Genomic DNA, 24,117 nt, shown 5'->3' on the forward strand with positions numbered 1-24,117 from the left:
TTTTTTTGCAAGTACGTTATCAGTTGATGGATAACGCAGCTCAGACCTCGTCCGGCATTCCACTCGCGCCGGTCTACGGGCCGGAGCACCGCCGCGTCGAACCCCCGCCGCCTGGCACCTACCCGTTCACCCGGGGCAACTTCGCGTCGGGGTACCGGGGCAAGCTATGGACGTTTAGGCAATATTCGGGGTTCGGCACCGCCGAGGAGTCCAACCGCCGCTACCGCTACCTGCTCGAGCAGGGCGGCACCGGACTCTCGGTCGCGCTGGATTTGCCCACCCAGTGCGGCTTCGACTCTGACGATCCGGAGGTCATCGAGGAGGTGGGCCGGGTCGGCGTCGCGATCGACAGCCTGGCCGACGTCGAGATCCTGTTCGACGGCATCCCGCTGGACAAGATCAGCACCAGCATGACGATCAACGGCACCGCGGCGATCCTGCTGGCGTTCTATGTCGCCGCCGCGGAGAAGAAGGGCATACCGCGGGCCAAGCTCACCGGCACGATCCAGAACGACATCCTCAAGGAGTACGCCTCGCGCGGAACCTGGATCTGGCCCCCCGAGCCGTCGCTGCGGCTGATCGCCGACACCATCGAGTTCTGCGCAGCCGAGGTTCCCAAGTTCAACGCGATCTCGGTGGCCGGCGCACATTTCCGCGACGCCGGCGCCAACGCCGTGCAGGAGATGGCATTCACCCTGGCCGACGGCGTCACCTACTGCGACACCGTGGTACAGCGGGGCCGGATGAACATCGACGAGTTCGCGCCGCAGATCTCGTTCTTCTTCTACACCCACGGCGACTTTTTCGAAGAGATTGCCAAATACCGTGCGGGACGTCGTCGTTGGGCGACGATCGTGCGGGAGCGTTACGGCGCCAAAACCGACAAGGCGTCGATGTTCCGGTTCGGCTGTGTATGCGGCGGCGCGTCGCTGTACGCACCGCAGGCACACAACAACATCGTGCGGGTGGCCTACGAGGCGATGGCGGCAGTGCTCGGTGGCGTGCAGTCGATGTTCACCGCCGCCTGGGACGAACCGTTCGCGCTGCCCACCGAGGAGTCCACGACGCTGGCGCTGCGCACCCAGCAGATCCTGGCCTACGAGAGCGGAGTTGCGCGGGTCGCCGACCCGTTGGGTGGGTCTTACTTCATCGAGGCGCTGACCGACGAAACCGAGGCCCGCATCATCGAGATCATGGACGACCTCGAACGGCATGGCGGCATGGTGCACGCCATCGAAGACGGATACCTGCAGGGTCTGATCGCCGACGAGGCCTACCGCGTACACCAGGAGATCGAATCCGGCGCCCGGCCGATCGTCGGGGTCAACCGGTTCGTCAGCGAGGAAACCCCACCAGAGATAGCCACCTACGAACTCGACGCCGAAGGACGCGACCTGCAGCTCAAGCGGCTGGCCAAGGTAAGGGCCGAAAGAGACTCTGCCACAGCGAAATCCAGCCTCGCGGCGCTGTCACGCGCCGCCGAGGGCAACGACAACCTCATGCCCAAGCTGATCGACTGTGCGAATGCCTACTGCACGGTGGGGGAGATGGTTTCGGCGCTCAAAGCGGTCTGGGGTGAGTTTCAGCAACCGGTGGTGTTTTAGATGGCAGTACGGATTCTGATCGCCAAACCGGGTCTTGACGGTCACGACCGCGGTGCCAAGATCGTGGCCCGCACGTTGCGCGACGCCGGCTTCGAGGTGATCTACACCGGCATCCGACAGCGCATCGAGGACATCGCGGCGATCGCGGTGCAGGAGGACGTGGCGCTGGTGGGCTTGAGCATCCTCTCCGGTGCGCATGTAGCGCTGACCGCCCGTACCATTGAGGCGCTGCGCGCCGCGGACGCGGGCGATATCGCGGTCGTCGTCGGCGGCACGATCCCCGAAGCCGACGTGCCCAAGCTGTTGGAAGCCGGTGCGGCGGCAGTGTTTCCCACCGGCACCCCCCTGGACGTCCTGGTGCGAGAGATCCGGAAGCTCACCGGCGTCCCTGAACCCGCCGTGGAGGAATCGTGCGCCTCGGAGTAATGATCGGTGCGGAGCGCGGTGATTCCGCACGCAAGGTCAACAAGCTGCTTGACGACATCGAATGGGCCGAGGCGGCGGGCCTGGACACCGCATGGATTCCGCAGGTGCCCAACGACTTTGACGCGCTGACCGCCGTCGCGCTGATGGCAACCCGAACAAGCCGAATCGAGCTGGGCACCGCGGTGGTGCCGCTGCAGGCGCAGCATCCGATCGCGTTGGCTCGCCAAGCGTTGTCGGTGCACGCCGCGGCCGGGGGCAGGCTGGCGCTTGGTGTCGGACCTTCGCATCACTGGATCATCCGCGACATGCTCGGCTTGCCCTACGAGCGGCCTGCCGCGTTCACCCGCGACTACCTGGAGGTGCTTGTCGCCGCGTTCGGCGGCCCCGGACCGGTCGACGTCGAAAACGACACCTTCACCGTGCATAACCCCTTGGACCTGGCCCCGGTGGCGCCGTTGCCGGTACTCGTCGCCGCGCTCGGACCGGTGATGCTGGCCCTGGCCGGGGAGCGCGCCGACGGGACCGTGCTGTGGATGGCCGACGAACGGGCGTGTGCCGAACATGTGGTCCCGCGCATCACCAAGGCCGCCGACAATGCAGGCCGGCCAGCGCCGCGTGTCGTAGCAGGCATACCCGTATGCCTTTGCGCCGCAAGCCAAGTTGATGCAGCCCGGGAGCGAGCCAACCGGATTTTGGGCGAGGCCGAGGTTTCACCCAACTATCAGCGGCTGCTGGAGTATGGCGACGCCCGCGACGTCGGCGACATTTGCGCGGCCGGTGACGAGGACGCCATCCTGGCCCGCATGCGCCGCTTCGCCGATGCGGGGGTGACCGACCTGTCGGTGCGGCTGCTGCCGATCGGCGACAACCGCGACGAGCTCGTCGCCTCCAAATGGCGCACCCGGGAACTTGTCGCGGCGCTCGGCGCCGAACTGCGATGACGGCGCCGCTGGCCGGGATCCGGATCCTCGAGGTCGGCACCATGTTGGCCGGGCCGTACGCCACCATGCTGCTGGCCGACCTTGGCGCCGAGGTGATCAAGATCGAGCCACCCGGCGGGGAGATCTCCCGGCAGGTCTCCGACAGCTACTTCGCCAGTCTCAACCGGAACAAGGCCAGCATCTGCCTGGATCTGAACTCACCAGAGGGTCAAACCCGGCTTGGTGAGCTCGTTGCGAAATCCCATGCACTGCTGGTGAATCTCAAGCCCTCAGCTATCCGCCGGCTGGGGCTGACCTACGATGCGCTGCGTCGGCACAACGAACGGATCGTTTGTGTCGCGATCACCGGATTCGGGCTGGACGGAGGTGACGAGCCAGCCTTCGACTACGTGATCCAGGCGGCCACCGGCGTGGCCGCATTGACCGGCGAGCCGGACGGACCGCCCACGCTGCCCGGCTACTCCTCGGCGGATAACTCCACCGGGTTGGCGGCCGCGCTTGGGCTGTTGGCACAAATCACCTCGGGTCAGGGCGGTCAGGTGGACGTATCGCTGCGTGACGTGATGCTGTCCCAGCTCAACTATCACGCTTCGGCCTACCTTAATGACGGTGTCGAGCCCCAGCGCCGCCAGTTCGGTGCCCACTCGTATTATGTTCCAGCACAGATATTTCCGACCGCCGATGGCTATCTGGCGCTGTTCGTTACCCATGACGCCTTCTGGAAATCCTTTGCTGCAGAAGCGAATATCGATGGATTTGAATCGATGGCCGAGCGGGTGGCGCGCCGCGACGAGGTACTGGAGGTCGTCACCGCAGCATTGGCCACCGACACCGCCGTCAATTGGGAGTCGCGGCTGCGGCCGCTGGGGGTTCCGGCAGCGGCTGTTCGGACGCTGCCGGAAGCACTGAACTCGACCCCCGAGATCGTCGTCACCGCAGGGGATTTCCGACTCGTCGGCAATCCAATCCGCATCGCGGGCTACCAGCCGGACTACCGCCCTCCGCCGAAGCTGGGTTAACCACCCCCATGCTCGGTGGTGACCTCGAGCAGTCGCATCGCCGGCGGCGGGTCCAACTGCAAAGCGTCGGACAGGTGCAGTTCGCCGGCGTGGGCCAGCATGTTGTCCAGAATCGCTTGCAGGTCCTCGCCTTCGATCTCATAGAGCGCGACGTAGGGCCCGTCGTCGGCGACCGGTCGCAGCCGCCGGGCCGAGACGAACCCGTCGAGTGCCATCAGCTGAGGCAGGTGGATTTCGTCGTACCAGCTGTTGTACTCGGCATCGCGATCAGGCGAGCTGGGCCGACTTTCGACATACAGAATGCCTTTGGGCACGTCATCGCCTCTTTTCAGCACTACTCGTAGTGCACCGTGACCGAAGGTGTATCCGGCACACCCTGGCAGGTCAGGATGTAGCCTTCGTCGACCTCGTCGTCGGTGAGCGCTTCGTTGTTGCGCATGGTGGCATGGCCTTCGGTGAGCCGGGCCATGCAGGTCCCGCAATTACCCTGTTCGCAACTGAACGGCGGCGTCAGGCCAGCCCGTCGCGCGGCTTCCAGCAGCGTTTCACCAGCCATCCGGGGCACCGACACTTTCTTGCGCTCCAGATAGATGGTCACCGTGCCGTCCACCTCGGCCTGTTCGCCGGTGGGCGGCGTCTTGATTGTCGGCGCAAGGTCGAAATCCTCGACGAAGACCCGGCCCGGTCCAGGCAGCGCCGAGCGCACGACAGCCATAAAGCCTTCCGGACCGCACACATAGTTATCGGCCGCGACGTCGGGTCCCACGAAATCGCGGACGGTGTCGGCCCGGATCAATCCCTGCTCAGCGTCAATGTGGCGGATCACCGACAGCCGGCCCGGATAGCGCTCGACCAGCTCGTCCATCACCTCGCCGAAGATCACCGATTCCCGATCCCGGTCGGCGCATAACAGCCGTACCACCCGATCGGTAGTCGCCAGCGCGCTCTTGGTCAGCGACAGGATCGGTGTCACGCCGCTGCCGCCCGCAAAGGCCAGCAACGGGGCCGAGGTCGGCTGCAGGCAGAAGGTTCCGGCGGCTCTGGTCATAGAGAGCTCGTCACCTTCGGCCACGTTGTCGACCAGCCAGTTGGAAACCTTGCCCCCCGGCACCCGCTTGACCGTGGTCATCAGTTCCGGGTCGGTTTCCGGTGCGCTGGACATCGAATAGGACCGGTACAGCTCCTGGCCATCCACCCGGACGCGAAACGTGCAGTACTGTCCGGCGCGGTAGGGAAATGGTGCGTGCTCGGGGGCCAGCACGAAGGTGCGGGTGTCGGCGGTCTCCTTGATCACCCGCGTCACCGCCGCCCGCTGGAACGCATGGAGCTCCGTCATGGCCGCACCTTCCGCATCTTGCATTCTTCGATATAGAGAATACTATTCTCTCAAAACGATAGGATGATCTCAACGTGATGGCGGAAACCGTGACCGAGCCGCCGGCGCTTGCATTCGAGGAGCGGCAGTACAGCGTGCCGCAGCTCGGCGCATTGGCCGGCGGCCTGGCGACGGCCCTGGCCAACCGCGGTGTGACGGCCGGTGCCCGGGTGGCGTTGATGTCGTCCAATCGCCCTGAATTCGTCGCCGCACTGCGCGCAATCTGGTGGTTAGGCGCCACCGCGGTGCTGCTTAGCCCGGCCTGGCGACGCGACGAAGCCGAGCACGCGCTGGCGTTGACCAACCCGGCCCACGCAGTCGGGGACCATCCGGTGCTGGCGGAATTGATGCCGATGCTGCATCTCGACGAACCCATCACACCGGACGAGAGGCCGACCGCCCCGCCTCGCCCGCACGCCGACGCGGTGTTGGTTTTCAGCTCAGGAACCACGGGACTGCCCAAGGCCGTCCGGCACACGCACGCCTCGCTGGGCGCCGCAATGCTGCACTGGCGCGACGCGTTGCAGCTGACCGCACGCGACCGGATTCAGATCTTCACGCCGCCGTCACACATACTCGGCCTGCTCAACATCCTCACGGCGCTGCAGACCGGCCTCTGGGTGCGGCTGCACCGGCGATTCGATATTGATGCGATGCTGCATCACATCCAAGCCGACCGCATCACCGTCGAAATGGCCGTGGCCCCAATGGCATTGGCGATGGCTTCGCACCCGCAACTGGATCGCTACGATCTGTCGTCGTTGCGGTTCATCATGTGGGGCGCGACACCGGTCAGCCGAAGCGTCGCCGAAACCGTGACCCGGCGCACGGGTGTCGGCTGGGTGCCCGCCTACGGGACCACCGAGCTGCCGGTCATCGCCTGCAACCCGCTCGGGGGGCCGCGACTCGACTCTGTCGGGCGGCCCGTGCCGGGGGTTGCGGTTCGTGTGGTGTCGTTGCAAAACGGGGAACCGGTCGAGCCCGGTGCAGTCGGGGAGATTCAGGCGTGCTCAGAGTCGCTGATGGCCGGCTACCTGCCGTGCGCGGCGACGCCGCAAGCGTTCTGCGACGGTTGGTATCGGACCGGGGACGTCGGCTACCTGGACTCCGGCGGCTGGTTGCGTATCACCGACCGGTGCAAAGACATGATCAAGGTGCGCGGTTTCCAGGTCGCGCCGGCTGAAATCGAAGCGGTGTTGCACAGTCATCCCGCTGTCAAAGACTGCGCGGTGTTCGGTGTCCCCGACGGCGTCAACGGCGAAGCGGTCGTTGCTGCTGTCGCTACCCACGCCCCGGTGGAGGCCAGCGAACTCACCGGTCGGGTCGCCGCGCGGCTCGCCTCATATAAACGGCCAAGCCGTGTGGTATTCGTGCCCGACATTCCCCGGCTGCCGTCCGGCAAGGTGCTGCGCCGAGTGCTGAAGGAGCGCTATGGATGTACGTCTGACGGCTGAACAGCAGCAACTGCGTGACGCCGCCGCCAAGTTCGCCGACGACCTCGGACCGGGGTCGGTGCAGGCTCTCGACGACAACGCTCGAATTGCGCGGCTGGACAAGCAGATTGAGGCTACCGGATGGCGGTCGCTGCGTTCCGACGGCGCTTCAGGCGTCGAGGTGGCCATCGTCGCCGAGGAGTTCGGTCGCGGGCTGGTCGACGCGCCGTTGCTGGGCCCAGTGCTGGCTGACGACTTGGCCCGCCACCTCGGCGTTGCCGAGCATGCGACGGTCGCGGTCGACGGTCGTGGGATCGACACGCGGGGGTACCAGCGCGCGCTGGTGCTCGAAGGCACGACGGTGCTGGCCGCAAATCTCGGCACCACGTGCAACGGCGCCGACCTGACCAGAGTCGACGCGGCCGTGGTGGGGTCGCCCGTGCACGTCGGTGAAATATCCGACGAGGTTGCCGCGCGATGGTTGGCGCTGGCGCTGGTCACCACGACCGCAGACCTGGTCGGGACGGCGCGCGGCGCGCATACCCTGGCGTGTGACTACGCGAAAATCCGTGAGCAGTACGGCAAGCCGATTGGGTCGTATCAGGCCGTCGCGCACATGCTTGCCGAAAGCCTGGCGCTGATCGAGGGTTCGGTGAGCGTGTTGCGACACGCGGCCTGGGCGGTCGACGAACTCGGCCCGCCGCAAGCTCTTCGGGCCGCCCGCGTGGCGAAAATCTACTGCGCCCGCGCCGCACGCACTGTGTGTGAGACCACCGTGCAGGTGCACGGCGGGATCGGCAATACCTGGGACTGCCTGGCCCACGTCTATTTGCGGCGGGCGCTCACGTCTACCGAGCTGTGGCCCGTGCAGCTGGAGGAGGTCGACATTGGACTTTCGTGATTCACCGGAGGAAGCTGCGTTCCGGGAGCGCCTGCGCTCGTGGCTTGCGGTGCACGCCAAAGAGTTTCCCAGTTCCGGTGACGAATACTGGGCCCGTCAGGGCGAATGGCACCGGGCGCTGTATCAAGCCGGCTTCTTCGGGTTGTCCTGGCCGCGTGAGTATGGCGGCCAGGAACTGCCGCCGGTGTACGACGTCATCCTCGACGAAGAGCTGGCCCGCGCCGGTGCTCCGCCGCGGCCCAGCCTGGGCTACCTGGTCGTGGGTCTGAGCCGACACGCCAACGAGGAGCTGCAACGACGCTTCCTGCCCGGCCTTATCAACGGCACCGAGCGTTGGTGTCAAGGCTTCAGCGAACCCGGCGCCGGCTCCGATCTGGCGTCGCTGACCACTACAGCCACCCGCGACGGCGACATGTACGTCGTCCACGGCCACAAGATCTGGACCAGCTATTCCGACGTCGCCGACTGGTGCCTACTGCTGGCCCGCACCGATCCCGGGGCGCCGAGGCACAAAGGCATTTCGGCATTCGTGATCTCGATGAAACAGCCTGGCGTGCAACAACGTCCGCTGCGGATGATGAACGGCGTCACCACCGAGTTCGGCCAGGTGTTGTTCGACGGCGCAACAGTGCCAGCGGATCAGATGGTTGGCGCGCCAGGAGAAGGCTGGGCGGTCGCCATGACGGTTGTCGCACACGAGCGCGAGCCCTCCACCCTCGGATACGCCGCCCGGTATGGCAAGTTGGTTCGCGACCTGGCCGCCCGCTCCGACGGGCGCCCGGCTCGTGAACTTATATGGGCCGCAGTGCAAACCGAGATGCTGACTCATCACGTGCGGCGGCGACTGTCTGAACAGCTCGACGGCGTATCGCACGGTTCGGAGGGTTCGCTGGACAAGCTGCTGATGACCTGGGTCGAACAATCGGTCGGGCATGCTGCGCTGGCGCTCGGCGGAACCCGTGACCCCGAACTGTTGAGCGCTTACTTGTACAGCCGCGCCCAAAGCGTCATGGGCGGCACCTCACAGATCCAGAAAAACATCATCGCCTCGCGCCTCTTGGGATTAGGAGTCTGACGTGTACGACATGCCGGCCGAAATCGACGTCCAAGCCGATGGGCCACTGCGCATCATCACGCTGAACCGCCCAGACGCCCTCAACGCGGTCAACGACAGCCTGCACACCGGACTGGCGCAACTGTGGCCGCGCCTCAGCGACGACCGCTCGGCCCGAGCCGCGGTGCTCACCGGCAGCGGCCGGGCGTTCTCGGCCGGCGGCGACTTTCACTACCTGGCCGAGCTGTCCCAAGACGCAGATCTACGTGCCAAGACCATCGCGCACGGCCGCGAGATCGTGCTCGGCATGGCGCGGTGCCGCGTTCCGGTAATAGCAGCGGTCAACGGCCCCGCTGTCGGGTTGGGTTGCAGCCTGGTGGCGCTGTCCGACATCGTCTACATCGCCGAGGAGGCCTATCTCGCCGACCCGCACGTGCAGGTCGGGCTGGTCGCGGCCGATGGCGGCCCGATCACCTGGCCGCTGCACATCAGTTTGCTGCTGACCAAGGAATACGCGTTGACCGGCGCGCGCATCCCCGCGGCGAAGGCCGCGGAGCTCGGGCTGGCCAACCACGTGGTCGCCGATCCGCTGGCCGAGGCGGTGTCGTGCGCCAAGCGAATCATGGAACTACCGCAACAGGCCGTGGAGAGCACTAAGCGAGTGCTCAATGTGCACCTCGAGCGTGCGGTGCTGGCTACGCTCGACTTCGCCCTGACCGCGGAGAACCAGTCTTTCCAGACTGATGATTTCCGCTCAATCGTTACCAAGCTGACCGCGGGCAAAAACTAACTTAGCAGGCACCCCCACGAGCGTGACGGTGCAGTCACGCCGGGCGGCCAGCGTGACGCTAGCGTCACGCTGGCCTGGGGGCGGCATCGGGCCCACTCCGCCGACTTCGTGCCGTTGGCATCGGCCGGACGAGCGACGGAACACCGTCGCCCCGCGGCGTGCAGGCGGCAAACCATGGCCTGGCCATGTCCGGCGGCACCGCCGACCGGCCGCCGTTGTTGCAATCCGTACTCTCCTATTGAGAGAATAATGTTCTCATATCGCTGCGAATGGAGACTGCCGTGCCTGAAGCCGTCATCGTGTCCGCCCTGCGCACCCCCATCGGTACGGCCGGAAAAGGAACGCTGCGCGACACCACCGCCTATGAGTTGGCGCATCACGTGGTCTCGGAAGCCGCCGCCGGCCTGGACCCGGCACAAGTCGACGACGTGATCCTGGGCGAGGGTCTCTACGGCGGCGGTGTGCTGGCCCGTCACGCCGCCATCACGACGGGCCTGACCTCTGTGCCGGGGCTGGCCAACAACCGGCATTGCGCGGCCGGTCAGGCGGCGGTACAGAGCGCCGCGGCCAGCATTCGCGCCGGCATGGACCAACTGATTATCGCCGGCGGCGTGAACTCCGCGTCCACCTCACCGCGGTCGCGGATCCAGGTGGACGGCGAGTGGGTCGACTGGTTCCCGCCCACCCACCCCGACCGGCCCGACGCGCCGAACCTCGACATGTCGATCACCGTCGGCTGGAACGCCGCAGTCAAAGCCGGAATCAGCCGCGAGGAGATGGACGCCTGGGCGCTACGGTCGCATCGCAACGCGATCGCCGCGATCGACGAGGGCCGCTTCAAGGAAGAGATCGTTCCCATCGAGACCCCGCATGGGCTTTTCTCGGTCGACGAGCATCCGCGCCGGGACACCAGCATGGAAAAGCTGGCCGCGCTCAAGCCGCTGCATCCGGAAATTGAGGGCTTCTCGATCACGGCGGGCAATGCCTGCGGCGCCAACGACGGTGCTGCCGTGCTGACGATCGCCAGCGACCGGCTGGGTCTGCCCGCGCTGGCTACCGTGCGGGCCTGGGCCTCGGTAGGGGTCGACCCTGCGGACACTGGCCTGGCGCCGGTCGAGGCGATCCCGAAAGCCCTTGCCCGCGCTAAGCTTTCGCTCTCCGATGTGGACCTGTTCGAAATCAACGAGGCGTTCGCGTCGATGTGTGTGGCCACCGTCAAGCTGCTCGAAATCGACCCGGACCGCGTCAACGTCAACGGCAGCGGCTGCTCGCTGGGGCATCCGGTAGCCGCGACCGGAGCACGGATGCTGGTCACCCTGGTGCACGAACTGCGCCGTCGCGGCGGCGGCATCGGGGTGGCGGCAATGTGTGCGGGCGGCGGAATGGGTTCCGCAACCGTCATCGAGGTCCCGTCGCCATGATGTCTAGATGAACGTCGCCGAGCTGATCGCCGCCGCGCGCAACGGATCTCCGCGCGCCGCTGGCCGGTTGCTCAGCCTGATCGAAGGCGAGCGGCGCGACGAGGTGCTGGCCAGCATCGGGCCGTCGTCGGTGCGCGTCATCGGGGTCACCGGACCGCCGGGCGCAGGCAAGTCCACGACGATCGCCGCGCTCGTCGGGGCCTACCGGCAGCGGGAGCTGCGAGTGGCCGTGCTGGCCGTCGACCCCTCCTCGCCGTTCAGTGGCGGCGCGCTGCTGGGCGACCGGATCCGGATGACCAGGCATATCAACGACTCTCAGGTGTTGATCCGTTCGCTGGCAACCCGCGGCCACCTGGGCGGTCTGGCCGCGGCCGTACCTGCGGCCATCCGGCTGCTGGGCGCCCTGGGTTATGACGTGATCCTGCTGGAGACCGTAGGCGTGGGCCAGTCGGAGGTCGAGATCGCCGCCGTGGCCGATCCGACCGTCGTCATCCTCAACCCGGGCGCGGGCGACGCGGTGCAGGCCGCCAAAGCCGGGTTGCTCGAAGTCGCCGACATTGTGGTCGTCAACAAGGCCGACCGCGACGGCGCCAACCAGACCATTCGCGACCTGCGCGCGGAAACCAAGGTACCCATCCTGACGCTCGTTGCCGCCCGTGGTGAGGGCGTGTCCGAGTTGGCGGAGGCCATCGACGCTCACCACCGCGCCGATAGCCGGGAACGCCGGGTGGCCCGGGCGCGTGCACAGATTCTCTCGCTGGCCCAAACCTGGCTGCGCAGCCACCGCGATCTTGACCGGTTGGCCGAGTCGGTCGCCGACGGGCGCGACGATCCGTACACCGCAGCCGAGCGGCTGATCAGAGTGGGCGAGCGGACCCAAAATCCCCTCGCCACGCCGCTAGACGGGTGATTTTGCATCTGGTCGCGCTGCCGGCGCGAGGCGATGCAGCCAGCGTTCGATGCAATCCTGGCTACGGTCAGGCCGGTAGCCAATCGGCTAGCCTCAGGGGCATGGCGTCCAGCGCGGCCGCAAGCCGATTCCGCGACATCACGCGCAGTGCCGCACAGACACGCATCCTCGACGCCGCGCTGAAACTGATCGCCGAAAACGGAGTGGGCGGGACGTCGCTGCAAATGATCGCCGACGAGATCGGTGTCACGAAAGCGGCGGTCTACCACCAGTTCAAGACCAAGGAGGAGATTGTCATCGCGCTCACCGAGCGCGAACTCGCGGGATTGGAGGAGACACTGGAGGCCGCGGAAGCCGAGGAAAGCCAGCCGCGCGCCCGCGAGCTGCTGCTGGACCGGGTAATCGATCTGGCCGTGCAACGCCGCGGCGCGATGAGCACCCTGCAGTTCGATCCCGTCATCGTCCGACTGCTTGCCGAGCACGAACCCTTCCAGCGGTTTATCCAACGTCTCTACGGCGTGCTGGTGGGCGACGCCGGCGACGACGCGCGAGTGTCGGCGGCGATGCTCTCGGGTGCCATCGCTGTCGGCGTCATGCACCCCTTGGTGGCGGGCATCGACGACGAAAAGCTGCGCGCTCAATTGCTTCGTCTTACCAGGCGATTCATGAACCTGAACCGTGCAAGCCGCTCCTGACCGCACTGCGCGGTTGTCGAGTAGTAGACGATCGGCTAGTGTGCTGTCGCCGCACGGCCACCCCGCTGTACGAGGGAGAACAGATGACATCGCGACGACGCGACGACGAGGTTCTGGTCGTTATCGGATCAGGTGGAATGGGGCTGTGCATTGCCCGCCGCGTCGGCGCTGGCCGGGTCATCGTGTTGGCTGACATCGACAGAGCATGCTTGGACACCGCTGCCGAGGCCCTGAGCGGTGAGGGTCACCGGGTGGTGACCCGCGACGTTGATGTCACCTGCCGCAGCTCCGTCGGCGCGCTGGCCGAGCTGGCCGAGCGGAGCGGACGGGTCGCGGCTGTGGTTCATACCGCCGGGCTGTCGCCGCAGCAGGCATCCGCTCAGGCGATTCTGGCGGTCGATCTGCTCGGAGTGGCACTGGTTCTCGACGAATTCGGCGCGGTCATTGCACCGGGAGGTGCCGGTGTCGTGATCGCCAGCATGGCGGCCCACATGTACCCCGCATTGGATTCTGAGCTGGAGCGTCAACTGGCCAACACGCCCACCGACGAGCTGCTGGACCTCGACGTTTGCACGTCGATCACAGACAGTCGCCTGGCATATCCGTTTGCCAAGCGGGCCAACCAAATCCGGGTCGCAGCTGCGGCAGCTGCGTGGGCCGAGCGTGGTGCCCGGATCAACTGCATCAGCCCGGGCATCATCTCGACCGCGATGGGAAGACTGGAATTGAGCGGCGAATCTGGCACCTTGATGCAGGCCATGGTCGACAAGGCAGGCCTGCGGCGCATCGGCACACCCGACGACATCGCTGCCGCCACCGAATTTCTCCTCGGGCCATCGGCCGGCTTCATCACCGGCACCGATCTTCTCGTCGACGGCGGAGTCGTCGCCGCACTTCACAGCGGGACAGTCGATCTCGGTATTGGCGGCGGAAGTAGCGTGTCCCCGGATTTGATCGAGGCGTCGAAGCAATAGGTACATACATCGGCGCCGCCCGTGATGTCGCGTCCGCCCCGGAAGCCGTGCACCCTTGACCGCTGCTAGCCGATCGGCTAGCTTGAGGGGTAGCCGATCGGCAAGCAGCGCGCTATTGATTGCGTGTGTCGTGGTGAGGATTCGAGACCATGCGACGAACCGATGGTGAGCTGATCCTGTTTTGGACCTTGCCCGCAGTGGCACTCATCTGGATCTCTGCGTTTTTCTTGTTCCCAGGATTCGTCCATCCGATGTCGCCGACGATGTCGGCAGAGCAGGTCGCCGCCTTCTACCGTGACCCGGCGAACCTGTCGCGGATTCGCTACAGCATGATCTTGTTCAATTGGTTCTGCGTGGGTCTGATCCCGATCGTGATGCTGCTCGTAATCCAGATCCGCCGGATGGCCCATCGCACGCCGATATTGTCCTACAGCATGCTGGCCTGCGCCGCCGGTGGGCCGGCGATCTTTCTCATCGCCAATCTTTTCTGGCTCCTCGCCGCCTTCCGCCCCGAACGACCTCCCGAGCTAACCCAGCTGTTCAACGATCTCGCCTGGCTCACCTTCACCATTCAGGTGCCCTACTTGATCATGCAATGCGTGCTGCTTGCCCTGGCGATCTATTGGGATCGCCAGGACCACAAGGTATTTAAGCCATGGGTGGCACATTTCAATCTCCTTGTCTCGGTTGCACTGGCACCCGCGGCTTTCACCGGACTGGCACTGGGCGGGCCAATGAGTTGGAACGGCCTCTTGCCGTTCTGGGTTAAGAACATCGCCATCGCCGTCTGGATTGCCGTGATGGGAGTTGTTATCGGCCAAGCGATCCAGCGACAAAGGATCGACGATGAGGTCGTCGTGTGAGTGCCGCGAAGACAGCGACGGTGGCTGGCCTTGAGCCGACTGCGGGCTCGCCGCTTCGCCGGCTCGCCTGGCACTGTCGCCACAATCCCAAGCGCGAACTGTGGTTCGCGTGGTGGACAACTATCGTCTTTTACAACTTGTTCGCGGTGGCATTTTTCGTGCTCAGCCGCACCCAGCCACCGCCGAGTCCGGCCTGGGATACCCCACGGGTTGTGCAGTGGTTCAACCACAACCGTTACGGAATCCTCATCGGGTTCGGCATCATGTTCCTCATTACGGGCATGACGGCGCCAACCAACGCGCTCATCGCCTATTCAATGCGGCGGATGTCGGTGAGTCGTGCCTTCGGATACTCGTACCTCGTCCTGTATTCGCTGAGCGCGATACCCGGGATGTTATTGATGTGTATCGCGCTGACCGTCGGAGCCATGCGGCCCGATCGCGATCCCCAGCTCATCAGTTGGCTCTACGATTTCGCGTTCTTGTCATTCGTGGGGACTATGGGAGTGTTCCTCATCGGCTCCTTGGTGTGGATGCTTGCGATCCTGATTGACAAGAATCGGGTATTTCCAAAGTGGTTCGGCTACCTCAACCTCTGCAATGCACTCACCGAAGTAGTCGTGTCACCTGCTTGGCTCTTCAAGAGAGGAGTCTTCGCCTGGAATGGCCTGATCGCCTGGTGGATCGACATGGTCGTGTTCGGTTTTTACACAGGCGTTTTCATCTTCCTGCTCAGGCGACTGATCCAGCGCGAAGACTTCAGTACCGGCCCCCTGCCAGACCTGGCGCCGACTAGGGAAGGTGGCGCATCGGTTTTGGCGAAGGGGGCGTCATGACGCAGTTTACGGGAAGCAGCTCTCGACCACACGAGGCAGAGAAATCTGCCAAGTTTGTGCCTGGACAACCCGACATGTGGGCCTTCGTTTTATTCGAGGCGCTGGTCTTCACGAGTTACTTCGTCGTCTACATGATCTTTCGTACCCAGAACCCCGAACTTTACCTCAGATCCCAAGCGCAGCTGGATCTGCGCATCGGCGTTTTCGAAACCCTCGTCCTGCTGATGAGTTCGTGGTCCATGGCTCGATGCGTCCAGGCATCCCGCAGTGGGGCGCTGCGTGCCGCGTTGGCTAATACCATGGCCACCATGGTCTTTGGATTCGCGTTCCTCGTTTCAAAGGTCTCCGAGTGGGTCAGATATATCCATCGAGGTTTCGGGTTCTCCACCGACGAGTTCTTCCAGCACTATTTCTTTCTGACCGGGATCCACTTCCTGCACCTATTGATCGGCTTCATTGCGCTAGGTGTCGTCGTCTATCAGCTCCGCAGTCCGGCCCGGCGATCGCAGGAGCTCGTCGAAACCGGTGCCACCTACTGGCACACCGTCGACTTCCTGTGGATCGTCATCTTCGCATTGCTGTACGTCGTGAGGTGATCAGTGAACACCGGATTTAAGAAAAGATTGCTACTAGCGTGGCTGCTCCTTTCGGCGATCACGCTGGCCTATCTATGGCTGGGCTCCGTCGATCCCGCTCAGGCACTGCGGACAAACGCCGTGGTTACCACCAGCGCGATCGTGATGGCGCTCATCAAGGTCCGCATCGTCTTCCGCGAGTTCATGGAAGTCCGGCACGCTCCTGTCTTATTGTGTCGCCTCACCGATGGCTGGGTCGTGCTGATGGCTGTGTGCTTACTCGGCAGCTACTTTGTGGGTATGGCCGTCCGATGACCCACGGCCCACGATCCATGCGCGTTCGCCAACTCGGCTGACCTGCAATTCGAGGTCATTCACCGGGCGGACGACATGCCCAGTTTTGTCTGGCGGCCACGAAGGTTTCCGCAAATTTGCTTGGTGGACCGATGTTTTCGACAACACACTGCGAAAAGCCGAGGTGGCCGGCTGGCCGGTGGTGTGGTCCGGCGGCCAGGACGAGGGCACCCGGTTCGCCTATTTCGAACCCGCAGGCGGCCAGGCGACGGTGTTCGAACTCATGGAGTCGACTGACGCAACCCCGTGGCCATGGCCAAGCTGGTGCGCGATGCCGCAAACGGTTGGGACGGAACTGATCCGGTCCGTGTCCTGTGGAGCGGATAGCGCTTAGCCCAGCGACTCGCCGGTGGCCGCGGCATGGCCAGCACGATACCCGAAAACCATGGCCGGTCCGAGAGTTCCGCCAGCACCGCCGTAGGCCTTGCCGGTGACACCCGCCATCGCGTTGCCTGCGGCATAGAGCCCTGGTATGACCGTGCCGCGAACATGCAGGACCCGGCCGTCACGGTCGGTACGCGGGCCGCCCTTGGTTCCCATCGCGCCCACGCTTACTGGGACCGCGTAAAAAGGCGGCGTGTCGATCGGGCCCAAGGTCTTGCCAGTCAGTGTGGTCGCGTGTTCGTCGCCCCAGTAGCCATCGTATGCGCTTGAGCCACGTCCGAACTCAGGATCGGAGCCGGACGCGACGTTGCGGTTCCAGTTGTCGACCGTGCGGGCGAGCCCGTCGGCGTCGATACCCGTCTTGGCGGCCAGCTCGGCAAGGTCGGCCGACGCGCAGAACCAGTCGGGCACTGGCTCACCGGGCGCAACACCCAGGAACCCGTAACGCTTCAAATGCATTGCGTCGAATACGATCCACGCCGGATCGTTGACATAGCCACCGCGCGGGTCAAGGTAATGGAATGCTCCGGCCATCGAATTGTATTCGCCTGCCTCGTTGACGAATCGGCGGCCAGCGCGGTTAACGATGATGCTGCGCGGGCGGGTCCGTTCGAGGCGAACACTGCGGCTACGGGGACGCCCACCGAAGGTGTCGCCCGGGATTTGCACGATCGGCACCCACCACGCCTCTCCCATGTTGGCCAGGTCGGCGCCGTGGGCCATGGCCATCCGCAGCCCATCGCCCGTGTTGTATGGCGGTGAGACGGGGCCATGCATGGGCCCGCGCAGAAACGCGTTGACCAACGAACGATCCCACTCGAAACCGCCGCAGGCCAAGATTACTCCGCAGCGAGCGCGGACCTGTCTCGTCGCATCGGGAAACGCGATTTGAACACCGGTGATTCCGTTGGCTCCGGCCGTCAGCTCTACTGCGCGCGCACGTGTGTGGATCGCTACCCCCCTGTCGAGCAGCCCCTTGAGTAATCCGGCAATGAGCGCCGTTCCGGCGACACACAAATCCCCGCGTTGGTCGTCTCGCGACGCGTGGATGCGGGCGCGGGTCTCGGCGTCGATCCCAACGTTGCTGAAGTCCGCAGGGAACGACGTGATCCGGTCACGCCATTCACCGAGCTGCGCAAGGTCGAAGGGCGCAACGTTGAACGAGCGTCCGCCCGTCGCCTGGCCGCCGGGCAATTCCGGCTTGTAATCCGGAAATCCTTCGGCAACGTGGAAACGCAGTCCGGTGTGGGCCTCGACGAAGTCGAGCATTGCCGGGCCGGTGCGGACGAAGGTTTCCACGAGCCCGTCATCCATCGCACCGAGGGCCTGCGCCCGCAGGTATTTCATCGCGTCAGCAACGGAGAGCTCGCGGCTCGGAAGCCGGTCGTGTGCCGGAATCCACACGATCCCACCCGAAACCGCGGATGTACCACCGACAGTCGCGGCCTTCTCGAAGACCTCGACGGTGGCGCCCTTGACGGACGACGTCAACGCCGCGGTCAGGCCCGCAGCACCGGAGCCGAGTACGGCGACATCGACCTCACGATCCCAATCGGTCACGTGTGCATCCTTTCGGAACACTCAGCTAAGAATTGCCGATAAATCGTTGGCAGCCTTGATGACTGCGTCCTTACCCCGCATCACCACGTCTTCTCGGTGCGAGATGAGGTTGATACAGGTCGGCGGCGACGGCGGGCGCCGGCGAACCGGCACGGCCAGGCCGTAGGTGTTCGGCTCGATCTCGCCGTAAGTGAGCACCCAGCCCTGTTGTCGCGTCTGCGGCACCAGGTCCCGCTCGCCGGGGCGGACCGGCATGCTCGCGAGCAGGGCGATGCCGGCCGCGCCTCGATCCAGCGGATAGCGGCTGCCCTCGTGAAACGACAGCTGATAGGAGAGGTGGCTTGGCACGACTACCGCTATCGCGACCTGCTGATCGCCCTCGGCGACCAGCAGCGAGACGGTAGTTCCCAGATCGTCGGCGAGCGCGCGCAGGATCGGCATGCTCAGTTGCCGGACGTTGTTGTCGAAGGACGCGCCGAGGACCGCCAGGCCGGAAGCGGACCGGTAACGGCCATCCTCGCCCTTAGCCAGCAAGCGGAACTGTGCAAGCGTGGTCAGCAGGCGATACGCAATGGTCCGGTGCACCCCGATGTGGTCGGCCACCTGTTGCACGGTCAGCCCCGTGCGGGAAGACGCCACCAACTGCAACGCAGCCAGACCCCTGGCCAGTGTTTGCGACCCGGGTGCACCGTTCGGTCGGCCCGCGGCCTCTGCCATGGCACCCCTTCCTTGACAGACGCACCCACGAGAGCAATGCTCTGACTATAGTGCACACTAGTGTGCGATAAATGAGCAGAACGCTTACAACATACGAGAACCAAATTCTTCGCGTCAAGAGAGGGTGGCGAGTGCCCGAACACGAGAGCATCTGGAGCGACCTACAGGGCGTCACGTTCTCGCAGGGCTACCTTGACGCCGGTGGGGTGCGCACCCGATACCTGCACGCCGGTGACCAGGACTTGCCCGTGCTCGTGCTGCTGCACGGTTCGGGTGGACACGCCGAGGCGTATGTCCGCAACTTGGAGGCTCACGCCGAGCACTTCTCGACGTGGGCGATCGACATGCTGGGCCACGGCTACACCGACAAGCCCGGCCACCCGCTGGAGATCCGGCATTACGTCGACCACTTGGTCGCGGTCTTCGATGCCATCGGAGCCGAGCGGGTCAACTTGTCCGGTGAGTCGCTCGGCGGCTGGGTGGCCGCCCGCGCCGCCGTCGACCATCCCGACAGGATCGACCGACTGGTCCTCAACACCGCCGGCGGCTCTCAAGCCGATCCGGAGGTGATGAACCGGATCATCACCTTGTCGATGGCGGCGGTGGAGAACCCGACGTGGGAGACGGTCCAGTCACGCATCACATGGCTGATGGCCGACAAGTCGAAGAGTTACGACGATCTCGTCGCCAGCCGGCAACGGATCTACCGCCAACCGGGATTCGTCGCCGCAATGCGCGACATCATGGCCCTGCAGGACCCGAAGATCAGGGCGCGCAACCTGTTGGGCCCTGCCGAGTACGGCGCGATTACCGCGCCGACTCTCGTGTTGTGGACCAGCGATGACCCCACGGCAGACGTCGGCGAGGGCCGCCGCATCGCGTCGATGATTCCCGGTGCCCGCTTCGAGCTGATGGTCGGTTGCGGACATTGGCCGCAATACGAAGACGCCAAGACATTCAACCGATTGCACATCGACTTTTTGTTGGGGCGCTGAAGCGTGGCCACGGATGCTGACGTCGTTATCGTCGGGGCCGGACCGGTCGGGCTGACGCTCGCGAATATCCTTGGGCTGCAGGGGGTACACACGCTGGTGGTCGAGGAGCGCGATACTCTCATCGACTACCCCCGCGGTGTCGGCCTCGACGACGAGTCGCTGCGTACCTTCCAGTCGATCGGCCTCGTCGACCGCATCCTGCCGCATACGGTGCCCAATCAGATTCTGCGATTCTTCGACGCGAAACGAAGGCTGCTCGCCGAGATGGCGCCACCGGACGCCCGATTCGGCTGGCCCAAGCGCAATGGCTTCGTGCAGCCGATGGTCGACGCCGAATTGCTAACCGGCCTCGAGCGTTTCGACCACGTCGAGGTCATGTGGCGCCACCGGATGCAGGATTGCTTGCAAACGGCCGACGGCGTGACCGTCGAGCTTTCCAGCAACGGAGACTCGTCGACGGTGCGGACCCGTTATGTGGTTGGCTGCGACGGCGGCCGCAGCACCACCCGGCAGTTGATGGGCGTGTCATTCGAGGGCACTACCTCGCCAACGCGCTGGCTGGTCGTCGACGTCGCCAACGATCCCTTAGGCCACCCCAACAGCGAGGTCAGCGCCGACCCCGCACGCCCCTACGTGTCGATCTCAATTGCGCACGGAATTCGGCGCTTCGAGTTCATGATTCACGGCGATGAGTCCGACGAGCAGGCCGAGGACCCGGCTTTCGTCAAACGCATGCTGGCGCAGCGGATACCCTATCCGGATCGCGCCGAGGTGATCAGGCATCGGGTGTACACCCACCACTCCCGGATCGCGGGATCCTTCCGAAGCGGCCGGTTGCTGCTGGCCGGCGATGCTGCGCACCTCATGCCGGTGTGGCAGGGGCAGGGCTACAACAGCGGTATCCGCGATTCTGCCAACCTGGGCTGGAAGCTGGCCGCAGTGGTCAACGGCCAGGCCGACGACGCGCTGCTGGACACCTACGACGTGGAGCGCCGCAAGCACGCCCGCGCGATGATCGACCTCTCCACCCTCGTCGGGCGGGTAATCTCACCGACGAACCGCCGCGTAGCGGCGCTGCGGGACAACATTATTCGGGCTGCCTCCGTGGTACCCAGCTTGAAGCGCTACGTGCTCGAGATGAGGTTCAAGCCGATGCCCCGCTACGAGCAGGGCGCCGTCTTTCACAGTCGGCCGCGCTCGGATACCTCGCCGGTGGGCACGCTGTTCGTCCAGCCCCGCGTCGACACCCGCGACGCGGAGAACGTCTTGCTTGACGACGTACTCGGGCCGTGGTTCGCAGTGCTGTGTTGGAGCAACAACCCCCGCGCGCTGCTTGGCAACGACGTGTTCGAACGCTGGAAAGGGTTGGGCGCCAGGTTCGTCGTCGTCCGGCCGATGACCCAGCTGCATTGGACCGGCCACGACGATCCCGACGTTGTCACCGTCGGCGACCGCACCGGGGCGCTCAAGTCATGGTTTGACGCCCACGTCGAATCGGTGTTGTTCCTGCGTCCCGACCGGTGCATCGCGGGCGCTTGCATCGCTCAACGTGCACCTGAAGTGAGCGCGTCGCTGTTCAACGTTCTCCATCTGACTCAGGGAGGAGGCAACGGTGCCGTTGGCTCTGTGCTGTATGTCCCACAGCCCGCTACTGAACCTTCCCGGACCGTCGCAGGATCTCCTTGACGACATCAACTCGGCTCTGGCCGATGCCCGCAAGTTTGTGCGCGAGTATGACCCGGAGCTCGTCGTCATCTTCGCGCCGGATCACTATAACGGTTTCTTCTACAAGCTGATGCCGCCATTCTGCATCGGCACAGCGGCAGAAGGCGTCGGCGATTACGGCACTCAGGCCGGACCGCTCAACGTGCCCGCCGACATCGCAACCGCTTGCGCGGAGGCTGTTCTCGACGCCGGAGTCGACGTCGCGATCTCGGCCAGCATGCAGGTCGACCACGGCGCGGTCCAGCCGTTGCAGGCATTATTCGGCGACGCCGCCCAACCTTCGGTCATCCCGATCTTCATCAACTCGGTGGCGACGCCGCTTGGCCCGATCAGGCGTGTCCGGGCGCTGGGGGAGGCCGTGGGCGGCTACCTGGCGACATTGGCCAACCGGGTGTTGGTAGTCGGATCCGGTGGGCTGTCGCATGATCCGCCGGTGCCCACGTTGGTCTCCGCCTCGCCATCCGCCCTGGAGCGCATTGTGCACGGCCGGCCCATGACTTCCGAACAGCGGCAGGCACGGCAGGTCGCTGTCATGGCGGCGGCACACGACTTCGCGCACGGTGAGAGCCAACTGCAACCCCTCAACCCCGCATGGGATCACCGATTGTTGGAAATCCTCGATCACGGTCACCTCGCTGACCTCGATTCCTGGTCGAACTCGTGGATCGCGCACGAGGCCGGCAACTCCGCGCACGAAATCCGCACCTGGGTTGCCGCTTTCGCCGCGCTGGCCACCCAGGGTGCGTACAAGACGCTGCTGCGCTACTACCGTCCGGCGCCCGAGCTGATCGCCGCTTTCGCCGTCCGAACGGCGGTGCGGGCATGACTGACCCGTTCGATCATGTCGTCGACGTGCTCGTGGTCGGTTCGGGCGGCGGTGGGATGACCGCCGCGCTGGCCGCCGACGCATCGGGGCTTGACACCCTGATCGTGGAAAAATCTTCTTATTTCGGAGGGTCGACCGCGCTCTCAGGCGGCGGTATTTGGGTGCCCGGCGCGCCGGCGCAGAGGCGAGAAGGCTATTGCCCTTCTCCGAATGATGTTTTCGAATACCTGCGCCAGATCACCGGCGGCCTGGTCAGTGACGCCCGCCTACGGCAGTATGTCGAGGCTGCTCCGGTGATGATGGAGTTTCTGGAGCAAACGAGTCCGTGGTTGGAGTTCGTGTGGAAGCCCGGCTACGCCGACTATTATCCAGAGCTACCCGGAGGTTCGGCGCTGGGCAGCACGATCAACGTGCCGGCCATCGACCTTCGCACACTGGGCGACGACGAGCAGCACCTGCTGGCCCCGCTTGCCCTCGCGCCGAAAGGAATTTGGCTGGGTCCCAAGGATCTTCGTCTTTTCTATCAGATCCGCCAGAATTGGCGCGGCAAAGCGGTTCTGGCGAAGCTGATTTGGCGGATGGCGAGAGCAAAACTGTTCGGCGAGCGGATGGCCGCAATTGGGCAGTCGCTGGCAGCGCGGCTCCGGCTGGCGCTGAAGGAGCGCGGAATCCCACTGTGGCTGAACGCTCCGATGACGGAGCTGATCACCGACGGCGTCGGCACGGTCATCGGCGCCGTGGTCGAGCGCAACGGGTCGGCGCAACGGATCGGTGCGCGCCGCGGGGTCATCCTGGCCACCGGAGGCTTCGACCATGACTTGCAGTGGCGCAGGCGGTATCTGCCTGTGTTGGAGAAGGACTGGAGTTTCGGTAACCCGCTCGCCACTGGTGACGGGATCCGGGCAGGGGAGAAGGTCGGTGGCTCCACCGAACTACTCGATGAGGCGTGGTGGTTCCCGGCCATTCAGTGGCCGGACGGGCGCCTGCAATTCATGCTCAACGAGCGCATGATGCCCTCGCAATTCGTGGTCAACGGCATGGGCAAGCGATTCGTGAACGAAGCAGCGCCGTACATGGACTTTGCGCACGCCATGATCGAGGGCCAGCGCTCCGGTGTCAGCCACATCCCGTGCTGGCTGATCACCGACATCCGATCGTTTCACCGTTACGTCATTGCCGGGCATCTCCCGATCCCGAAGGTGCCTTTCGCACCGGTTCCCACCGGCCGGAAGGTGCCCAGAGCATGGCTGCAATCCGGGGTTGTCCATGAGGGCTACAGCTGGGAGGAACTCGCCGGCAAGATCGATGTGCCCGCCGAGGCGTTGCGGCGCACCGCCGAGCGGTTCAACGAGCTGGCGCGCCGGGGCCATGACGACGACTTCAACCGCGGGGATTCGGCCTACGACAACTACTACGGCGACCCCACCCTTCCCAACCCCAACCTGTACCCACTGACCAAGCCGCCCTACTACGCGTTTCAGATCATTCTCGGCGACCTCGGCACCTCGGGCGGTCTGCGCACCGACGAGTACGCCCGGGTATTGCGCGGCGACGACAGTGTGGTGAAAGGCCTTTACGCAGTGGGAAATACGGCTGCGCCAGTGATGGGCCGTAGCTATGCCGGCGCTGGTGCCACCATCGGTCCGGCAATGACATTCGGTTATGTCGCGGCAAAGCACATCGCCAGCGAAACCACGACCGCCGCTATCGAATCGACGTCACAACGGAGGAGTTAGGTT

At 64.9% G+C, this 24,117-nt stretch carries 24 protein-coding genes; 20 read left to right on the top strand and 4 right to left on the bottom strand.

Going from position 1 to position 24,117, the window contains the following annotated elements; all coding sequences use genetic code 11:
* The first annotated feature begins 26 nt into the window (after nucleotides 1–26).
* From MHEC_RS04010 to MHEC_RS04025, 4 genes are read left to right on the top strand one after another with little or no spacing between them, the layout of a single operon-like run.
* Nucleotides 27–1,604: a methylmalonyl-CoA mutase family protein gene (locus tag MHEC_RS04010; protein WP_048889878.1), complete on the top strand. Its 1,578-nt coding sequence runs from the start codon at nucleotides 27–29 to the stop codon at nucleotides 1,602–1,604.
* The gene (locus tag MHEC_RS04015; protein ID WP_048889879.1) at nucleotides 1,605–2,030 is read left to right on the top strand and encodes a cobalamin B12-binding domain-containing protein; all 426 of its coding nucleotides are present in this window, start codon (nucleotides 1,605–1,607) and stop codon (nucleotides 2,028–2,030) included.
* Nucleotides 2,015–2,971, top strand: a complete 957-nt coding sequence (locus tag MHEC_RS04020; protein WP_048889880.1) for an LLM class F420-dependent oxidoreductase — start codon at nucleotides 2,015–2,017, stop codon at nucleotides 2,969–2,971. Before MHEC_RS04015 ends, MHEC_RS04020 begins: the two co-directional genes overlap by 16 nt.
* The gene (locus tag MHEC_RS04025; RefSeq protein ID WP_048889881.1) at nucleotides 2,968–3,990 is read left to right on the top strand and encodes a CaiB/BaiF CoA transferase family protein; all 1,023 of its coding nucleotides are present in this window, start codon (nucleotides 2,968–2,970) and stop codon (nucleotides 3,988–3,990) included. Before MHEC_RS04020 ends, MHEC_RS04025 begins: the two co-directional genes overlap by 4 nt.
* On the opposite strand, the gene MHEC_RS04030 is transcribed toward MHEC_RS04025, so the two are convergent.
* Nucleotides 3,987–4,304, bottom strand: a complete 318-nt coding sequence (locus MHEC_RS04030; protein WP_048889935.1) for a DUF4286 family protein — start codon at nucleotides 4,302–4,304, stop codon at nucleotides 3,987–3,989. The two genes, MHEC_RS04025 and MHEC_RS04030, sit on opposite strands and share 4 nt — an antisense overlap.
* A gap of 20 nt (nucleotides 4,305–4,324) precedes the next feature.
* Complete coding sequence (locus MHEC_RS04035; protein ID WP_048889936.1) at nucleotides 4,325–5,326, bottom strand: ferredoxin--NADP reductase; 1,002 nt, start codon at nucleotides 5,324–5,326, stop codon at nucleotides 4,325–4,327.
* Nucleotides 5,327–5,415: 89 nt separating this feature from the next.
* Here MHEC_RS04035 and MHEC_RS04040 point away from each other — a divergent pair, with 89 nt between their 5' ends.
* From MHEC_RS04040 to MHEC_RS04095, 12 genes are all read left to right on the top strand, one after another.
* A complete protein-coding gene (locus tag MHEC_RS04040; RefSeq protein ID WP_048889937.1) occupies nucleotides 5,416–6,819 on the top strand; it encodes a class I adenylate-forming enzyme family protein in 1,404 nt (467 codons plus the stop codon).
* Nucleotides 6,797–7,699: an acyl-CoA dehydrogenase family protein gene (locus MHEC_RS04045; protein ID WP_048889882.1), complete on the top strand. Its 903-nt coding sequence runs from the start codon at nucleotides 6,797–6,799 to the stop codon at nucleotides 7,697–7,699. Before MHEC_RS04040 ends, MHEC_RS04045 begins: the two co-directional genes overlap by 23 nt.
* Nucleotides 7,686–8,774, top strand: a complete 1,089-nt coding sequence (locus MHEC_RS04050) for an acyl-CoA dehydrogenase family protein (protein ID WP_048889883.1) — start codon at nucleotides 7,686–7,688, stop codon at nucleotides 8,772–8,774. The genes MHEC_RS04045 and MHEC_RS04050 overlap by 14 nt, the downstream gene beginning before the upstream one ends.
* A 1-nt stretch (nucleotide 8,775) precedes the next feature.
* Nucleotides 8,776–9,543: an enoyl-CoA hydratase/isomerase family protein gene (locus MHEC_RS04055; protein ID WP_048889884.1), complete on the top strand. Its 768-nt coding sequence runs from the start codon at nucleotides 8,776–8,778 to the stop codon at nucleotides 9,541–9,543.
* A gap of 281 nt (nucleotides 9,544–9,824) precedes the next feature.
* A complete protein-coding gene (locus MHEC_RS04060; RefSeq protein ID WP_201399420.1) occupies nucleotides 9,825–10,964 on the top strand; it encodes a thiolase family protein in 1,140 nt (379 codons plus the stop codon).
* A 7-nt stretch (nucleotides 10,965–10,971) separates the two neighbouring features.
* Nucleotides 10,972–11,874 (top strand): methylmalonyl Co-A mutase-associated GTPase MeaB, encoded by a 903-nt coding sequence (meaB, locus tag MHEC_RS04065; protein WP_048890145.1) that lies wholly within the window; start codon nucleotides 10,972–10,974, stop codon nucleotides 11,872–11,874.
* Nucleotides 11,875–11,975: 101 nt separating this feature from the next.
* Nucleotides 11,976–12,569, top strand: a complete 594-nt coding sequence (locus MHEC_RS04070) for a TetR/AcrR family transcriptional regulator (protein WP_048890186.1) — start codon at nucleotides 11,976–11,978, stop codon at nucleotides 12,567–12,569.
* An 83-nt stretch (nucleotides 12,570–12,652) separates the two neighbouring features.
* Nucleotides 12,653–13,543, top strand: a complete 891-nt coding sequence (locus MHEC_RS04075; protein WP_048890185.1) for an SDR family oxidoreductase — start codon at nucleotides 12,653–12,655, stop codon at nucleotides 13,541–13,543.
* Between the two features lie 149 nt (nucleotides 13,544–13,692).
* Nucleotides 13,693–14,406 (top strand): hypothetical protein, encoded by a 714-nt coding sequence (locus MHEC_RS04080; RefSeq protein WP_048890144.1) that lies wholly within the window; start codon nucleotides 13,693–13,695, stop codon nucleotides 14,404–14,406.
* Nucleotides 14,403–15,242: a hypothetical protein gene (locus MHEC_RS04085; protein ID WP_372507385.1), complete on the top strand. Its 840-nt coding sequence runs from the start codon at nucleotides 14,403–14,405 to the stop codon at nucleotides 15,240–15,242. Before MHEC_RS04080 ends, MHEC_RS04085 begins: the two co-directional genes overlap by 4 nt.
* Complete coding sequence (locus MHEC_RS04090; RefSeq protein WP_048890143.1) at nucleotides 15,239–15,838, top strand: cytochrome c oxidase subunit 3 family protein; 600 nt, start codon at nucleotides 15,239–15,241, stop codon at nucleotides 15,836–15,838. Before MHEC_RS04085 ends, MHEC_RS04090 begins: the two co-directional genes overlap by 4 nt.
* Before the next feature lie 3 nt (nucleotides 15,839–15,841).
* Nucleotides 15,842–16,132: a cytochrome C oxidase subunit IV family protein gene (locus MHEC_RS04095; RefSeq protein WP_048890142.1), complete on the top strand. Its 291-nt coding sequence runs from the start codon at nucleotides 15,842–15,844 to the stop codon at nucleotides 16,130–16,132.
* Between the two features lie 369 nt (nucleotides 16,133–16,501).
* Here MHEC_RS04095 and MHEC_RS04100 read toward each other — a convergent pair whose 3' ends face one another.
* Both MHEC_RS04100 and MHEC_RS04105 read right to left on the bottom strand, forming a co-directional pair.
* A complete protein-coding gene (locus tag MHEC_RS04100; RefSeq protein ID WP_048890183.1) occupies nucleotides 16,502–18,115 on the bottom strand; it encodes an FAD-dependent oxidoreductase in 1,614 nt (537 codons plus the stop codon).
* 21 nt (nucleotides 18,116–18,136) lie between these two features.
* Nucleotides 18,137–18,832 (bottom strand): IclR family transcriptional regulator, encoded by a 696-nt coding sequence (locus MHEC_RS04105; protein WP_048890141.1) that lies wholly within the window; start codon nucleotides 18,830–18,832, stop codon nucleotides 18,137–18,139.
* Nucleotides 18,833–18,963: 131 nt separating this feature from the next.
* Here MHEC_RS04105 and MHEC_RS04110 point away from each other — a divergent pair, with 131 nt between their 5' ends.
* The 4 genes from MHEC_RS04110 to MHEC_RS04125 are packed head-to-tail and all read left to right on the top strand — an operon-like array spanning nucleotide 18,964 to nucleotide 24,114.
* Nucleotides 18,964–19,827: an alpha/beta fold hydrolase gene (locus tag MHEC_RS04110; protein WP_048890140.1), complete on the top strand. Its 864-nt coding sequence runs from the start codon at nucleotides 18,964–18,966 to the stop codon at nucleotides 19,825–19,827.
* A gap of 3 nt (nucleotides 19,828–19,830) precedes the next feature.
* Nucleotides 19,831–21,513 (top strand): bifunctional 3-(3-hydroxy-phenyl)propionate/3-hydroxycinnamic acid hydroxylase, encoded by a 1,683-nt coding sequence (locus MHEC_RS04115; protein ID WP_048890139.1) that lies wholly within the window; start codon nucleotides 19,831–19,833, stop codon nucleotides 21,511–21,513.
* Nucleotides 21,461–22,378 (top strand): 3-carboxyethylcatechol 2,3-dioxygenase, encoded by a 918-nt coding sequence (locus MHEC_RS04120; RefSeq protein WP_048890138.1) that lies wholly within the window; start codon nucleotides 21,461–21,463, stop codon nucleotides 22,376–22,378. Before MHEC_RS04115 ends, MHEC_RS04120 begins: the two co-directional genes overlap by 53 nt.
* On the top strand, nucleotides 22,375–24,114 hold the full coding sequence (locus MHEC_RS04125) for an FAD-binding protein (RefSeq protein ID WP_048890137.1): 1,740 nt from the start codon (nucleotides 22,375–22,377) through the stop codon (nucleotides 24,112–24,114). Before MHEC_RS04120 ends, MHEC_RS04125 begins: the two co-directional genes overlap by 4 nt.
* The last annotated feature ends 3 nt before the right edge of the window (nucleotides 24,115–24,117 follow it).

This window comes from Mycobacterium heckeshornense, assembly GCF_016592155.1.
Taxonomy (GTDB): domain Bacteria; phylum Actinomycetota; class Actinomycetes; order Mycobacteriales; family Mycobacteriaceae; genus Mycobacterium; species Mycobacterium heckeshornense.

Coding starts and splice junctions, on each gene's coding strand:
- MHEC_RS04035 (WP_048889936.1), bottom strand. CDS start 5,326: ATGACGGAGCTCCATGCGTTCCAGCGGGCGGCGGTGACGCGGGTGATC.
- MHEC_RS04010 (WP_048889878.1), top strand. CDS start 27: ATGGATAACGCAGCTCAGACCTCGTCCGGCATTCCACTCGCGCCGGTC.
- MHEC_RS04120 (WP_048890138.1), top strand. CDS start 21,461: ATGTCCCACAGCCCGCTACTGAACCTTCCCGGACCGTCGCAGGATCTC.
- MHEC_RS04105 (WP_048890141.1), bottom strand. CDS start 18,832: ATGGCAGAGGCCGCGGGCCGACCGAACGGTGCACCCGGGTCGCAAACA.
- MHEC_RS04045 (WP_048889882.1), top strand. CDS start 6,797: ATGGATGTACGTCTGACGGCTGAACAGCAGCAACTGCGTGACGCCGCC.
- MHEC_RS04025 (WP_048889881.1), top strand. CDS start 2,968: ATGACGGCGCCGCTGGCCGGGATCCGGATCCTCGAGGTCGGCACCATG.
- MHEC_RS04070 (WP_048890186.1), top strand. CDS start 11,976: ATGGCGTCCAGCGCGGCCGCAAGCCGATTCCGCGACATCACGCGCAGT.
- MHEC_RS04075 (WP_048890185.1), top strand. CDS start 12,653: ATGACATCGCGACGACGCGACGACGAGGTTCTGGTCGTTATCGGATCA.
- MHEC_RS04125 (WP_048890137.1), top strand. CDS start 22,375: ATGACTGACCCGTTCGATCATGTCGTCGACGTGCTCGTGGTCGGTTCG.
- MHEC_RS04015 (WP_048889879.1), top strand. CDS start 1,605: ATGGCAGTACGGATTCTGATCGCCAAACCGGGTCTTGACGGTCACGAC.
- MHEC_RS04080 (WP_048890144.1), top strand. CDS start 13,693: ATGCGACGAACCGATGGTGAGCTGATCCTGTTTTGGACCTTGCCCGCA.
- MHEC_RS04090 (WP_048890143.1), top strand. CDS start 15,239: ATGACGCAGTTTACGGGAAGCAGCTCTCGACCACACGAGGCAGAGAAA.
- meaB (WP_048890145.1), top strand. CDS start 10,972: ATGAACGTCGCCGAGCTGATCGCCGCCGCGCGCAACGGATCTCCGCGC.